The 15,302-nt window shown below is 60.4% G+C and carries 10 protein-coding genes; 7 read left to right on the forward strand and 3 right to left on the reverse strand.

What is annotated here, in order from left to right; genetic code table 11:
- Positions 1-13: 13 nt before the first annotated feature.
- Both CRO62_RS10770 and CRO62_RS10775 read left to right on the forward strand, forming a co-directional pair.
- Positions 14-517 (forward strand): DUF995 domain-containing protein, encoded by a 504-nt coding sequence (locus CRO62_RS10770; protein ID WP_003510879.1) that lies wholly within the window; start codon positions 14-16, stop codon positions 515-517.
- Positions 518-529: 12 nt separating this feature from the next.
- Entirely contained in the window at positions 530-1,495 is a 966-nt protein-coding gene (locus tag CRO62_RS10775; protein ID WP_097100142.1) for a glycoside hydrolase family 26 protein, read from the forward strand.
- A gap of 49 nt (positions 1,496-1,544) precedes the next feature.
- Here CRO62_RS10775 and CRO62_RS10780 read toward each other — a convergent pair whose 3' ends face one another.
- Positions 1,545-2,729, reverse strand: a complete 1,185-nt coding sequence (locus CRO62_RS10780) for an AGE family epimerase/isomerase (RefSeq protein ID WP_097100143.1) — start codon at positions 2,727-2,729, stop codon at positions 1,545-1,547.
- 446 nt (positions 2,730-3,175) lie between these two features.
- Here CRO62_RS10780 and bcsN point away from each other — a divergent pair, with 446 nt between their 5' ends.
- The 5 genes from bcsN to CRO62_RS10805 all read left to right on the forward strand — a co-directional run bounded on the left by bcsN (position 3,176) and on the right by CRO62_RS10805 (position 12,209).
- Entirely contained in the window at positions 3,176-4,075 is a 900-nt protein-coding gene (gene bcsN / locus CRO62_RS10785; protein ID WP_097100144.1) for a cellulose biosynthesis protein BcsN, read from the forward strand.
- Between the two features lie 82 nt (positions 4,076-4,157).
- A complete protein-coding gene (gene bcsA, locus CRO62_RS10790; protein ID WP_097100145.1) occupies positions 4,158-6,347 on the forward strand; it encodes a UDP-forming cellulose synthase catalytic subunit in 2,190 nt (729 codons plus the stop codon).
- Entirely contained in the window at positions 6,344-8,818 is a 2,475-nt protein-coding gene (locus CRO62_RS10795; RefSeq protein ID WP_097100146.1) for a cellulose biosynthesis cyclic di-GMP-binding regulatory protein BcsB, read from the forward strand. The genes bcsA and CRO62_RS10795 overlap by 4 nt, the downstream gene beginning before the upstream one ends.
- Entirely contained in the window at positions 8,815-9,870 is a 1,056-nt protein-coding gene (locus CRO62_RS10800; protein WP_097100147.1) for a glycosyl hydrolase family 8, read from the forward strand. The genes CRO62_RS10795 and CRO62_RS10800 overlap by 4 nt, the downstream gene beginning before the upstream one ends.
- Positions 9,867-12,209 carry a cellulose synthase gene (locus tag CRO62_RS10805; protein ID WP_179784498.1) on the forward strand — a complete coding sequence of 781 codons (2,343 nt, stop codon included), beginning with the start codon at positions 9,867-9,869 and terminating at the stop codon, positions 12,207-12,209. The genes CRO62_RS10800 and CRO62_RS10805 overlap by 4 nt, the downstream gene beginning before the upstream one ends.
- A gap of 30 nt (positions 12,210-12,239) precedes the next feature.
- Here the strand turns inward: CRO62_RS10805 and CRO62_RS10810 are convergent, their stop codons facing one another.
- On the reverse strand, positions 12,240-13,394 hold the full coding sequence (locus tag CRO62_RS10810) for an amidohydrolase (RefSeq protein ID WP_097100148.1): 1,155 nt from the start codon (positions 13,392-13,394) through the stop codon (positions 12,240-12,242).
- A gap of 60 nt (positions 13,395-13,454) precedes the next feature.
- On the reverse strand, positions 13,455-15,101 hold the full coding sequence (locus CRO62_RS10815) for a GNAT family N-acetyltransferase (protein WP_097100149.1): 1,647 nt from the start codon (positions 15,099-15,101) through the stop codon (positions 13,455-13,457).
- Positions 15,102-15,302: the final 201 nt, after the last annotated feature.

A 15,302-nucleotide genomic window follows, 5' to 3' on the forward strand; every position in this document is an offset into this window, starting at 1 on the left:
GGAGGAGGCTGTGATGAGAACAACAATAAGCAAATGCGGGTTCTCCGCTTTCGTACTCTGCCTTGCGGTGATCGCGCCAAGTGCCGTCCACGCCGCGGGCGGCACGAAGACGCCGAAACCGCTCCGGACCAGCGAAGTCGTAGATATGTATTACGACAAGACCTGGAAATGGGAGACTGGCGGCGGACGCTTCATCGCCGATGGCCGCAAGTTCATCGCCCTGACTGAAGAGAAAGGCAAGAAGGCCGTCGGTGAAGGCCGTTGGACCGTCGATGCCAAAGGTACGCTGTGCATGCGCGCTACCTGGAAAACCGATGCCGGAAACGGCAAGGCCGATACGTGTTTCGACCACGGTCGCATCGGTCAGGTGCTTTACCAGCGCAAGCAGGGCGGCCCCTGGTACGTCTTCCGGCATAATCCGCCACGGCCCGGAGATGAATTCCTGAAACTTGTCCGCAAGGACGACGTCACCCCGCAAATCGCCGCCTACGGCAAGGCGATGACTGCGACGAGGTAGGAGGAAAGTGTCATGCAAATAACAAGAAGAAGACTGCTCTTTGCAAGCGGGGCTGCTGTTGCTGCTTCAGCCAGCATGTACCCCATATTCAAACTCGATGCCCAGGGGGTCGCGCCCATGGGCTCCACGGGCATGAAGACGCTTGCCGACAAACGTCCGACATTGCACACGGATGGTATACGCTTCGGCGCCTACGATCCGCACGGCGATTTCACCGGCCAGACCGGGGTGGCGACGGAACATCTGTTCCTGCCCTGGGAGGACGTGGATCTCGACAGCCTCGCGCTCGCAGACGCCTATGCTCTGGAGCGCAAGCGTAATGTGCTGATCACGGTCGAACCCTGGTCATGGGACGTCAACTGGCGGCTCACCTCCGACGAGTTGCGCCGCAAGGTGATGGGAGGCGACTACGACAAGAACATGCAGGCGATCGCCGCACGCATGTCCGCAATGAAGAGCCCGCTGATCCTGCGTTGGGGACAGGAAATGGAAGACACATCCGGCCGCTTCTCGTGGTCGGGCTGGAACCCGCAGGACTATATCACGGCCTACAAACGCATGGTGGACATGACCCGCAAGGCGGTCCCCGGCGTCAAGGTGATGTGGTCGCCGAAAGGTCTCGACGGTCTGCGCGCTTACTATCCTGGTGACAATTACGCGGATCTGGTCGGTCTCTCGGTCTTCGGTCTCGAGGACTATGACAAGATCGAATATGGCGGGCCGCAGAAGTTCACCGATCTCCTGCGCAAGGGCTATGGGCTTGTCGAAACCTTCAATAAACCGGTCTGGGTTGCCGAACTGGGTTATGAAGGCGGCGATTCCTACGTCCGTCCATGGATGAACGACGTGACGCTGAAACAGGCGGATTTCCCCAAGCTGGAAGAGGTCGTCTATTTCAACGACAAGGACGTGCACCCATGGCCGCACAATCTCGGCAAGCCCGACTGGCGCGTTGTGCGCCCGGCGCGGCTTAACTGAGGCTGGAGCGGGTAGAGCGGACGCCCGGCCCGCTCGCCCGCCCGGACTTTTAATAGCTGGAGGCGAGTACGGCCTCAGCCTCATAGATGGCACAGACGATATGGTAGAAAGTGCTTGCCGGTGCCGGTTCGTCCAGCATCGGCTTGTCAGCCGGCCACTTGTCGAACCAAAGCCCTTTGACCGGTGTGTCGAGGAAAGGCTGCAGCGCGCCGATGGCCCTAAGGCCCGAGGCAAGATAACGCTGTCTTTCCTCACCGGTGGTCACGCTGGCAAGGCGCACGGCTGCCTTCAGCCATTCCGTCTGCGGCCAGAGCCGCGCCAGCCCGTCATGTACCGAAAAATCATCATAAAGGCTCATGATCGCGACCTTGCGGCGCGGGCAGATGCCATGCGCTTCGCCGATCTCGAACATGCGCTTGGCCTTGGCGATTGCCTCGCCATTGTTGCGCAGGCTGCCCCAGCGCACCAGAAGCCAGGCCCATTCGAACTGGTGGCCGGGCTCCATGATGCGGCCCTTCTCGCCTTCAAACGGCATCCAGTCATGGCCGAAGAATTCGCGTAGCCCGCCATTGCTGCCATCGATGAAGCGGGTGAGTGCAAGGCCGGCGATCTCGTCGGCCAGCGCGGTCCATGGACCTTCGGGGTCCTGTACCTCCCAGGCAAGCATCGCCTCGAAGAGATGCATATGCGGATTGGAGCAGAGCGGCGTGCGCGGCGGGTTCGCTTCCTCAAAGCCGGCGACGGAGTGTTTGTAGTCGCGATTGAGGATGGCGAGGATATCGAGCGCCCGGCCACGCATCTCGTCCTTGCGGTCGGGAAGGGCTGCGGCCGTCTGTGCTGCGGCGAAAAGCGCAAAAGCCTGATTGTAGAGATCGAAGGACGGATCGATCAGCTTGCCGGTCTGGTCGGCGAGGTTGCCGTAAAGGCCGTTATCGAGGCGATAGACCTTTTCGAACCAGCTCAGCCCATGCTGCAACGCATCCTTCCACGGACCCTGCCAGCCGTTCTGGCCGGCGGCAGCGAAACAATAGGCCTGACGGGGCTGCACGCGGGCGCGGCGGTCATCAGAAAAAACCGGTTTCGCATCCTGGCCGAGGCGCTCGTAAAAACCGCCGTCCGGACGGGCGGAGCCCACCTCCCACCACAGCGGTAGCGCGTCCTCTTCAAGCCATTTCCGTAAGGTTCCGATCTCTTCGGCAAGCGCCTGCGCGATACTCGGAAATTGCACAGTCATGCGTCAACTCTCTGTTTTTACAGTTGAATGGAAAAAGTGATCAATAAAAATACGTCATTATAGACACAAGTAGACCATGGGACATATTGCGCTGCAACCGTAAAAATATCGACCTCACGCCGAGCGAACCCGCACCAGCGCGATTTGGTTCCGTCGTCTCGTAAAGGGTAACGCCCTGCGAGTGATTCGAACGTCACAAATTTCAGAAACCACAACGTAAGTTTGATACTTCTTAAATTTGATATTGCTTATTCGCCTGCCTCCCGTATTTCGTAACAATGGTCTGGTCATTAGTGATTCGGTCTCCTTTTAACCTGTTAGGGCTTGGGGAAATAAAGGGGCACGGGGCAGTGAAATTTTCTGCCTTTACTTCATTGCTATTCTCTATTGCAGTTCTTTCGGGCTGCAATACTCCCTCGGGCGTCAGGTCGTTCGGGGGCGCAAAGATGTTGTCTGCATCCGAAGCGCTGGTTTTCCCACCGCCCGGCGGTCCGGAAATCGTCACCGTCGTCAACCGCACCTATTCCAATGCCGTGGCACAGCAGGTCGTATTGCGCGCCGAAGCCGCTACGCCCGGACAAAACTACATCAAGGCCGAGTTCTTCGGTCCGCAGCAGGCCGGCGACACCGATCGCGATGCTTTGACTTTCTCCGGCTTTAAGGCATCCTCCGTCGCGCGGGAAATCCGCTCGGAGTTTCCGGGTGAGAACATCGTCATGTCGGCGAACTATCTGCAGAACGGTTACGGCGCCTTTTCTTATGCGGCCGGCAAGGGCCGAGGCAGCGATACCTGCCTTTATGGCTGGCAGGACATCCGCTCGCCCGAAAGCATGCGGCAGGATTTCCGCAACCTGGGGCGTATCAAGGTGCGGCTCCGCCTCTGCCAGTCGGGGGCAAGCGTCGAGCAGCTTCTGACGGTCATGTATAATTACACGATCACCGGCACCTATGCCTCGCAAAGCTGGAACCCCTATGGCACGCCGCAGGCGGTGGATCAGAACCTTGGGCGGCCGGGCCATCCGGTCTATCCCATGAAGACCAATGATGTGCCGATGCGGCCCGGCAGTGAAGTGACCGCAAGCATACCATTGCAACCCGTGCGCCGTGCTGCCGTATCCGTCACGCCTGTTCAGCCAACGGCGCAGCCGCTACCGCCGGTGGCGGCAGTCAGTATTCCGTCACCCACATCAGTTGGCGCACCCGCCCAGCCCGCAAGGCCTGCTGTAGTCGGCAGGCGCGCGGCCAGCGTGCAGGTGGAGAGCCAGCAGCCGACGCAGGTTCCGCAGGTGGCCATTCCGTCGCCCACATGTCTGTCCGGTTCGGCAGTGCCTACGGGATGCAGGTGATGGCTGGAGCAGCAGCAGAAGAGGGCATTGTAAAATATCCCGGTAAAAATTCTGGGCGGGGAAGAGAGCGGAAAGTTTCGGGATGAACAAGGCCATCACAATCATTGTCTGGTTTCTTGTGTCGCTTTGCGTTCTGGCCATCGTCACGATGCCGGTCAGCCTGCAGACGCACCTGGTCGCTACGGCGATCTCGCTTGTACTTCTCGCAACAATAAAGAGTTTCAACGGGCAGGGAGCCTGGCGGCTCGTGGCGCTTGGTTTCGGCACGGCCATCGTCCTTCGTTATGTCTATTGGCGCACCACGAGCACGCTGCCGCCCGTCAACCAGCTCGAAAACTTCATTCCCGGCTTTCTGCTTTATCTCGCGGAAATGTACAGCGTCGTGATGCTGGGTCTCAGCCTCGTCATCGTGTCGATGCCGCTGCCTTCCCGCAAGACCCGGCCTGGCTCGCCCGATTACCGGCCGACGGTCGATGTTTTCGTGCCGAGTTACAACGAGGACGCGGAGCTTCTCGCCAATACGCTTGCGGCGGCCAAGAACATGGATTACCAGGCCGACAAGTTCACCGTCTGGCTGTTGGATGACGGCGGCTCGGTGCAGAAGCGCAATGCCAGCAATATCGTCGAGGCGCAGGCGGCACAGCGCCGCCATGAGGAGTTGAAGAAGCTTTGCGAGGACCTCGACGTGCGTTATCTGACGCGCGAGCGCAACGTCCACGCCAAGGCCGGAAATCTCAATAACGGCCTCGCCCACTCGACCGGCGAACTGGTGACGGTGTTTGACGCCGACCATGCGCCGGCGCGCGATTTCCTTCTGGAAACGGTGGGCTATTTCGAGGAAGACCCCCGGCTCTTCCTGGTGCAGACGCCGCACTTCTTCGTCAATCCTGATCCGATCGAGCGCAATCTGCGCACCTTCGAGACGATGCCGAGCGAAAACGAGATGTTTTACGGCATCATCCAGCGCGGTCTCGACAAGTGGAACGGCGCGTTCTTCTGTGGTTCCGCCGCCGTGCTGCGGCGCGAGGCACTGCTGGATACGGAAGGGTTCAGCGGCGTCAGCATCACCGAGGACTGCGAAACGGCGCTGGCGCTGCATTCGCGCGGCTGGAACAGCGTCTATGTCGACAAGCCCCTGATCGCCGGGCTGCAACCGGCCACCTTCGCAAGCTTCATCGGCCAGCGCAGCCGCTGGGCGCAGGGCATGATGCAGATCCTGATCTTTCGCCAGCCTCTGTTCCGCCGTGGTCTCTCCTTCACGCAGCGTCTTTGCTACATGTCGTCGACGCTGTTCTGGCTTTTCCCGTTCCCGCGCACGATCTTCCTGTTTGCGCCGTTGTTCTACCTGTTCTTCGATCTTCAGATTTTCGTGGCCTCCGGCGGCGAGTTTTTGGCTTATACGGCCGCGTATATGCTCGTGAACCTGATGATGCAGAACTATCTCTACGGCAGCTTCCGCTGGCCGTGGATTTCTGAACTCTACGAATATGTGCAGACGGTCCACCTTCTGCCAGCCGTCGTGTCGGTGATCTTCAATCCGGGCAAGCCGACCTTCAAGGTGACGGCGAAGGACGAATCCATCGCCGAGGCGCGGCTTTCGGAAATCAGCCGCCCGTTCTTCGTCATTTTCGCGCTTTTGCTGGTTGCGATGGCCTTTGCCATCTGGCGCATCTATGCCGAGCCATACAAGGCGGACGTCACACTCGTCGTCGGCGGCTGGAACCTGCTCAACCTCATTTTCGCGGGCTGTGCGCTTGGCGTCGTCTCCGAGCGTGGCGAAAAATCGGCGTCGCGGCGCATCACCGTCAAGCGGCGCTGCGAGGTCAAGCTTGAGGGTAGCGACGCATGGGTGCCGGCCTCCATCGACAACGTGTCGGTGCATGGCCTGCTGATCAATCTTTTCGACAGCACCACCGCAATCGAAAAGAACACGACAGCGATCATTAGGGTGAAGCCGCATAGCGAGGGCGTGCCGGAAACCATGACCATCAATGTGGTCCGCACGGTCCGTAGCGACGGTTTCATTTCCATAGGCTGCACATTCTCGCCGCAGCGCGCCATCGATCATCGCCTGATCGCCGACCTGATATTCGCCAATTCCGAACAATGGAGCGAGTTCCAGCGCGTGCGCCGCAAGAACCCCGGCCTCATCAGAGGCACGGCGATCTTTCTCGCGATATCGCTGTTCCAGACGCAGCGCGGCCTGTTTTATCTGGCCAAGGCGCTCCGGCCCGCCTCCAAAACCGTCAAACCTGCCGGAGTTATAAAATGACCGGCGGTAAAACGATCAGGAGTTCACTGACAGCGCTGATGTTGGGTGTAGTCGCAACCGGTGCGATGGCGCAGTCCTCACCCTTCGATATGTCGCCGGAGAAGCCTGCACAGACAGCCCCGGCACCCGTGCCGCCGCCGCTTCCCCCAGCTGTACCGCGCCAGCCGCAGCCAGCCCAGCAATCGACCCAGCCTCCAGTGGGCCAGCCTCCTGTGGTAATGCAGCCCGCACCTGCGCCGCTGCGGCCGCTGACGCCACCCGTATCCATGCCGCCGCAGGGTCAGGCGAGACCCGCACCCGTTCAGGCACCGTCACCCGCGGCGGATAGCCGCCGCCGGTATATCTTGCCGTACGAAAAGCTCAGCCTTTCCGGCGAAATGGATCGGCGGCAGTGGAGCATTTATCTGACGCCCGAACAGGTGAATGCCGCCGTTTCGCTGAATATCGGTTATCAGAACGCCATCGTGGTCGCGCCGGAAGACTCGAATTTCCAGGTCAGCCTCAACAATGTTCCGCTGGATACGGCGCGCATTGAGGCGCCCGACGGCGAGGGCAATGTTTCCTTGAAAATTCCACCCGGTGTCCTGCAGGTGGGCGCGAATGTCGTGACGCTTGGCGTGCAGCAGCGCCACAGAACCGATTGCACGATCCAGTCCACTTATGATCTGTGGACCGATGTTAATCCGGCGAACACCTATATCGGTTTTAACGCCGATGTCGCGGGCAACTTCACCAATATCGACGACATCCAGGCAACCGGTCCGGACGCTAAGGCGGCAACGTCGATCGAGATCGTTGCACCTGCGCTCGGCAATCCGGCATTTGCAGATTCGCTGCTGCGCCTTTCGCAGGCTCTGGCGCTCCGAACCCAGATGCCGAACCAGACGATCCGTTTCGTGGCAGCACCCTCCGCTGAACGCAAGGCGGGAACGCTGGTGGTTCTTGTCGGCACCGCACGCGAGATTGCCGGCTTCACCGGCGCGGTGCCGCCCGAGGCGTCGGCGGGTGCTTTTGCCGGCTTCGATACCACTGCACCGGGTGGCCTCTCGCCGCTCTTCGTCAGCGGTCCCACCCCGCAGGCGGTCCAGGCGGCGATTGAGACGCTGTTTTCCTCGATCTCGCGCACGCCCGGTGCCCAGAGAACGACCTTTTCCACCCGCAGCTGGCATGCGCCGGATGTGCCGCTCGTCATGTCGGACCGTCGCATCGCGCTTTCCGAGCTTGGGCTTGAGAGCAGCGAATTTGGCGGACGACGTTTCCGCAACGAATTCTACGTCGGCATGCCCGCCGATTTTTATGCGTCGGCCTATGGCGAGGCGGCCATGCTGCTCGATGCCGCCTATTCCTCACAGGTGCTGCCCGGTAGCCATATAGACATCTACGTCAATGACGAGATCGCCTCGACCGTGCCGATCTCCAACAATGGTGGCGGCATTTTCCGGCATCTGCCCATCAATGTGACGATGCGCCACTTCAAGCCTGGCCCGAACAAGATCACCATCGAGGCCGTGTTGATGACGGCGCAGGATCAGGTCTGTGCGCCGGGAGCGCCGGCCAGCACGACCCCGCGTTTTGCCCTGTTCGACACATCGGAAATCCATATTCCTGATTACGCGCAGATCGGTCGCAAGCCCGATCTCGCCGCGATGTCCGGTGCCGGGCAGCCCTACAGGTTTGCCGCAAATCCCGTCGCATTGTCGCTTGATCGTTTCGATACCGACACCATGTCGGCGGCGGCGACATTGGTCAGCCGGCTGGCAAGCGCCGCGGGATATCCGATCAATGTCGAGACCGTCGCCTCTCCTCTGGTGATCGGCGACCGTGACGCCCTGTTCGTCGGGACGATTTCGCAATTCCCGCAATCGCTGATCAGCCAGTTCAATCTTGTCCCTTCCAGCCAGATATCCTGGAAAATGGGAACGGGCGTTCAGCCGCCTGCGCAGAACAGCGAAACCCTCTTTAATGACTGGCGGGAGCGGGTGGATGGCGGCATCTGGCAGGGGCAGGTGTCCTCCTTTGAAGAGTGGATGAAGCGGAATTTCGATCTGAGTTCCGATACGCTGCGTTTCCTGCCGGCGGCCGAGCAGCCCTATGCGCCACCCGGCAATGTCTCCTTCATGCTGGTGCAGGGTCTCAGCCCTTCCGGCGAAGGGGTCTGGACGCTGGCTACCGCCCCGACGTCGGCGGAGCTTCGTGATGGCATGTCTTCGATGGTGCGTGAAAACCATTGGCGCGACGTCACCGGGAGGGTCGCAGCTTACGATGCCGGTGCAGAAAAGATCGAAACGGTCGAGGTGGGGCAGCCGTATTTCTATGTCACGCGGGCGTTTTCCCTCTCGAACTGGAGGCTGATCGCTGCTAACTGGCTGTCTTCCAATGTTCTTTCCTATTCGCTGGCATTCATCGGGTTCGTGTCGCTCCTGGGCTTTGCCACCTTCGCGATGCTGCGTATGATGGGGCGACACCGATGAGGCCTGGGATTTTAAGACTTGCCGGCATTTTCTGCTTGTCGCTGATGGCGCTGATCTCAAGCATCTCGATTGCCCGCGCCGCATCTGTCTCGCCTGAGGCATGGTCGGCCTATAAAAGTGCGTTTCTCGATCCCGGCGGGCGCATCATCGATACCGGTAACGGCAATATCAGCCACAGCGAAGGCCAGGGTTACGGCATGTGGCTTGCCGTTCTTTCAGAGAACATTGCCGACTTCGAGCTGATATGGAGTTTTACCCGCACGGAACTCCTGGTGCGCGACGACGGTCTCTCCGCGTGGAAATGGGATCCGCGCACCAGACCACATGTGACTGACATCAACAATGCCACGGATGGCGATATTCTGATTGCCTACGCGCTGGCGCTGGCTGCCGGGCAGTGGAACCGGCAGGACTATGCCGAGGCATCGGCGGCCATCGCATCAGCCGTCCTCAAGAAGACTGTCGTTCAGCGCGGCGGGCGAACGCTGCTTTTGCCCGCCGCCAGCGGCTTTGGCGAGGTTGACCGGGGCGACGGCCCGGTGGTCAATCCTTCCTATCTGATTTTCGAAGCATTTCCGGTCCTCAATCTCGTCGCACCATCACCACTCTGGAAGGCGCTTACCGACGACGGCGTGGCGCAGATCGGTACGTTTGCTTTCAGCGACAGGAAACTGCCCGCCGACTGGGTGTCGATGAAGACGAAACCGCAACCGGCATCGGCGTTTCCACCCGAGTTTGGTTACAATGCGGTGCGGATTCCGCTTTATCTTGCAAGGGCGAAAATGGGCTCGCCGGAGCTGCTTGACCGCCTGAAAAACGGCATGACGCTGGAAAGCGGTGCTGCGGGAACCTTCGATCTCAAGAGCGGCGCGGTCAAGGACGTTCTGTCGGATCCCGGTTATCGCATCATTCCGGCGCTCGCAGCCTGCGCTGGCGGCGGCCCGACTGTGCCTGCCGAACTGAAAGGCTTTCAGCCAACGCTCTATTATCCTTCTACATTGCATCTTCTGGCATTGTCGTTTCTGGCAAGGAATAACGGGGAGTGCCGATGAACAAACCTCTTTCTACCTCGGCTCTCATCCTGCTTCTGATTGCGCTCGCCGCCTTCCACTGGCGCGACACCATTCTCGGACGTGTATCGGACATGCATACTTCGGCGGTTGGCGACAACCGTGCGGCGCAGCGCGTTTCTCCAGCGGCAGCCAATCCGGCCCAGATCAACGCGTTCCTTAAAGATCGCGAGATGGCGCAGCTAACCCAACCCGTGACGCCAGCGGTAACGGTGCCGGCGACTGATCCGCAACCGCCGGTTACGCAGACACAGACGGGTGGACAGATATCGCAGCCCCAAATGGCGCAGGCGCCCGTACCCCGCGAGACCCAGCCGGCGCCATCAGACATGCCCGAGGTCGATCTCAGCGCGCTGCGCTATTTCGCGACCAAGGGCGATACCCAGCGGCTTCAGGCCGAAATCGCGAGGCTGCGCACGCTCTATCCGAACTGGACACCGCCTGCCGATCCGCTCGCTATTCCCGTGAACGGGGATCCCCGGCTCGATGCCATGTGGCAGCTTTATAGCGACGGCCGTTACGCCGAGGTCAGAAAGGCGATCGCCGACCGCCAGCAGGCGGAACCCGGCTGGCAGCCTCCCGACAATCTGACCGGCATGCTTTCCCTCGCCGAGGCCCGCCAGCGGCTCGTCAACGCTTCCGATCTCAAGCAATATTCGACAGTGGTGGACGCGGCCGCCAGCAATCCCGGCCTGCTGACCTGTAGCGAGGTGGATGTCCTGTGGCGGGTTGCCGATGCGTTTGCCAATACCGACCGGATGGGACGGGCGCGCGACGCCTATCTCTACATTCTCAACAATTGCACGACGCCAAGCGACCGGCTCGCCACGGTGCAGAAGGCATCCGCGCTTTTGCCGGCGGAGATGATCGGCGATTTGCTTGCCAAGGAAAAGCCCAACGCCGACGGTCAGCTGGAATTCGAACCGGTCAAGAACGATCTCGCCCGCCAGTTTGTGGCGAAAGCAGGGGAGAAGGAGGGAATTTCCGTTCCTTCCGCCTATCTGATGCGGCTTGAAAGGCTAGCCGAGACCGACAAGCTTGCAAGCGATGCCCTGCTGCTCGGCTGGTACAATATCCGCCAGAAGAACATGGCGGAGGCGGAAAAGTGGTTTCGCAAGGCGCGGGAAGAGGAAGACAGCGCGTCTGCATCGCAGGGGTTGGCGCTGGCGCTTATCGACCGCAACGAGCCGCGTGAAGCCGAGGACGTCATGTATAAGTGGCGCACCGCTTCGGACGACGGGCTTGCGACCTATCTTGCCGCGACAGCCAATCTTCTGGCGCTTGAGCCGCCTGTGGTCCTGCCGCCGGATGTGCTGCAGCGCATCGCCGCTGAAACAATAACCCGGAAGGATGCAGCAACCGCGCAGCAGTTCGGCTGGTATTCGCTTGCTTTCCGGCAGACGCCGCTCGCCTTGCAATGGTTCAGCACTGCGCTTGGCTGGAAAGCCGATGACGAACCATCGGCCTATGGCATGGCAGTCAGCTATCACGATCTGCGCAATCTCGCCGGTCTGCGCGGCATACAGCAGCAATGGGCAAGCCGCTCGCAACGCATCGCTGATGTGGGAACGGCACGCATGGTGGACCAGTCCGCGCAGCAGATAGCGCCGGTCACCGCACCGCCTGTCGCCACAGCTTCCCAGACAACGGCACCCGCGCCCTATGCGCCGCAGCCTGAGACAGTGGTGGCTTATAGCCAGCCGTCTGTCCAGCAGCCGGCTCCGGAGCCTTCGCGCAAGCAGGCGCGTCTGCCAGCGCAGACGCAGAGGACCGTAAGTGCCTCGTCGCGTCCACGCTCCTGCGCGGTCTATCCCGATCCGCAGCGCCTGCCCGCACAGCAGGCGCTTGATCTCGGCTGGTGCCTGATGGAGACCAACCGGCCGGCGGAAGCCCTGAAGGCTTTCGAATCCGCCATTGCCGGCGGCCAGTCGACTGTTAAAAGCGATGCGGCCTATGGCCAGAGCCTTGCCTATCTGCGCATGGGGCTGACGGACCATGCCGCTGTCTCGGCGACGAAATCGCGCATGGACCGCCCGCGCGCGACCGAGTTGCAGGTTTCAATCCTGGCGGACAGGGCGGTTTCCGCCTTCCAGTCGAAACGTTATGCGGAAACGCTTCTGCTGCTTGATCAGCGGGCGCGGCTTGCCGATGAGCGCACCGATCTCATGGTATTGCGCGGTTATTCCTATCTTGCCATGAACCGCTACGCCGATGCTGCGCAGATTTTTGAAAGTCTGACGTCCATTGGCGATAAGGAGGGCATCAGGGGACTGGCAGCGGTCCGTGCCGCCCGGCCGAGCAGAGGGCCCCAAGGCGGCTGATGGCGTTGGGCGGCAATGGGCTGCCGTTGCTTACCCCGCGTCGGTGAGGTTGCGGATGATGCGCATGAAGATGCGTGCGCCGATATCGATCAGCCCATCCGGAAAGTCGTAGTCGGGATTGTGCAGGTTGGGATAGTCCTTGCCTGCGCCCAAAAAGAACATGGCCGATGACGAGACGGCGCGGAACCGTCCGAAATCCTCGGAGGCCCGCATGGGCAAACCTTCCGACCCGTGGGAAATTTTCTCCTCAGTCAGCGCCCGCAGGATATGGTCGACGGCTTCCGGCGCGTTTTCGCAATGCAGGAAAATATCGTCATAGGCGATATCGAGTGTCAATTTCTGTTCTTCCGCCACCTTTTTTGCCAGCGATTCCGCATCCGCGCAGAGTTTTTCCATTCGGTCGTCTGTCAGCGTCCGGAGCGTCGCCCAGATTTCCGCGTCTGCCGGAGAAATGCCGAAGGCCGCTTCACCCATCACGGCATGGGTGATTGTCACCATCGAAAAATCGGGTTGTGGTGGAAAACCGGAGCCGAGATCGGTCAAAGCCGGCATCAACTCAGATATCGCCCGCATCGGCGAGACGCCATGCTCCGGGGAGGAGGCGTGCGCGGTCTTGCCGGAGAAGCGGATTTTGATGCCGCGTGATGCGCAGTTGACCGGCCCTTCCACCACGCTGACATGGCCGAAAGGCAGGCCTGGAAGATTGTGAAGAGAAAAGGAATAATCCGGCTTCATCTCGCCAAAGCGCGGATCGGCGATGACGGCGGCCGCGCCCGCACCTGTCTCTTCCGCCGGTTGGTAGAGCAGTACGACGCTGCCGGTTTCCGGGCGCTTTCTGGAAAGTCCGAGTGCAAGCGCCGTCAGAATGGTGGAATGACCGTCATGGCCGCAAAGATGGCCCTTACCATCTGTGCCGGAGCGGTATTCGGCGTCGGTTTTTTCCTGAATGGGCAGAGCGTCGAGTTCCGAGCGGATGAGGACTACCGGACCGCTTTTGCCGCTGTCGTAGACCGCTGCCACGCCATGACCACCAAGATCGGTGAACATCCGATCCGGTTTTGCCTGCTTGAGGAAATCGCGAATACGCCGCGCTGTTTCCTTCTCCTCGCCGGAAATTTCCGGATGGCGGTGCAGATCATGGCGCAGCTCGATGAGGTCGAGCATATCCTTGTTGGTCAGAAACATAAAAAACCCTTGCAAGTCGTCCGGCCGATTTTGTCTGCCGCAACTTACAGGTCATTACGTTCAATGCAAAACCTTTGGCGGACGCCAGCGCTTGCCCGTCGATTTTGGCCTGGCGCTCAGCGTGATGACATCGGCAGGCAGCGGAATCCTGGCCTTTCCCAGTTCCAGCCGGGCAAGGGCTGCGCGCGCCTTTTCGGCATATTCCAGATGCGCCGCGTCGTCAGAATGGTAATGCTGCAATCTGTCGAGGATTTCGGCGCCTTCCATCGTTCTTTCGGCGGCAATCAGCGCCACGGCGCATTTGTAGAGCGCCTCGCGGTGGAAGGGTGCGCGATTGGTCACCTGACGGAATGCTTCGGACGCCTCGTGATATTGCCGTTGTGCCAACCGCGCTTCGCCTATGCGCATCCAAAGCAGAACTGGGTCCTGACCGCTGCCGAGGAGACCGAGGAAAGCGATTTCCGCTTCGCGGAATTCGCCGCGGTCGAAGGTCAGATTGGCCAGCCCGAATTGTGCGCCAAGGTGATCGGGCGCGGCTGCCAGCACCTGGGAAAAGGCGATGTTGGCGGCCGCCTTCTTGCCCGTCTTGTAAAGTTTGAGACCCTCTTCGTAGACGAAGCGTATGCTGCGCGGGTGGAGCTTGCCGCCGAGATTGTCGCCCGAGCGGGTGCGGAACAGCGTGCAACTGAGCTTGTGCTCCTCCGGGCCGAAGAAATATTTGTACGGCTCGTTGCCTCGCAGGAAATCATAAGTCTTGAAACCCTGTTCGATCGCCCTGCGGATGCAGTGTCCGTGCAGCACGAGGCCGGGTGAGGGGGTCTTCCAGTTCTCGTCACGACCGGTAATGTAGAACAATACCGACTTTTTCTGCCGGTCGATGATATTGGCAAGCGCGCCGAGCGGCTGGTCGCCGAACCATAGGACCGGCACTTCCAGATCGCCGCGGATATAGACATCCATCAGCATTTGCCGTGTTGCGCCGATCAACAGTTCGGTGCGCTCCTTGCCCTTGTGGGGCGCCCAGCGGATGCGCCAGAAATCGAACAGGATGCCCATGTCCCGCTTGATTGTTTCTCTCGTTGCGAAGGTGATACGGTATTCGTCACCGCCTTCCACCTTCCTCATGAAGCGCCGGAGCTTTTGCCGGGACTGGCTGCTCATATGGCTGTCGAGATAGGAGTCGAACGTGTCCGGCAGGGCCACGACCGGGCAGATGCAATTGTTGATGTTGTAGGGGTTGGTCGGCATGTTGTCGCGGAACATGACGAGCGGCCCCTGAAGCGCGCGGATCATCGCGTCGCGCCGCTCCGGCGGGCCGGAAAGATAGTCGAGCTTGAGTTCGGTCCAGTTCTGCTGCCGAATATAGGAACAGAAACCGGCAACCGCGTTATTTTCATACTCCGGCAGGGTAATGAAGCCGGTGTAATCCGCCGCGGCATTGCCAGCCATGACGATGCTGTCGTGGAAGCGGCCGGTTTTCTTGTCCGGTTCGGTGACGATGCGTAGCGGAAAAAATGCCACATAGGGCGAGCCTTCGGGACGTTCCCTGAGCGCCAGGATGAACCAGCGCTTGCGGCGCGGCATGTAATCCCGCAGCCAGCCCCAGGACAGGAAGTGTCGGGAATGGGGATCGGCCATGAACACCGCTTCCCAGTTTTGCCGGATCGCCTCGAAGCCGGCGTCGGTGTCGATGATGTCGATACGCATTCGTCCCCCTCCCAATACGGATCACAGATTCGGGAGATTGCATTTTATGAGCAAATGGCCGGCTTCAAATATTCCCTTCGGGTGAAAGGCCTATATCAAATGGGATTAGCCCGTGACGCGGCTCCCATTCGTGCACCGCGACAAAATAGCCCTTGTCAGCGGGTCGCAGCACTCTAACATGCGGGCTGAATGCGCGGCCGG

The organism is Rhizobium sp. AN6A, from assembly GCF_900215635.1.
In the GTDB taxonomy this organism is placed as follows: Bacteria; Pseudomonadota; Alphaproteobacteria; order Rhizobiales; family Rhizobiaceae; genus Agrobacterium; species Agrobacterium tumefaciens.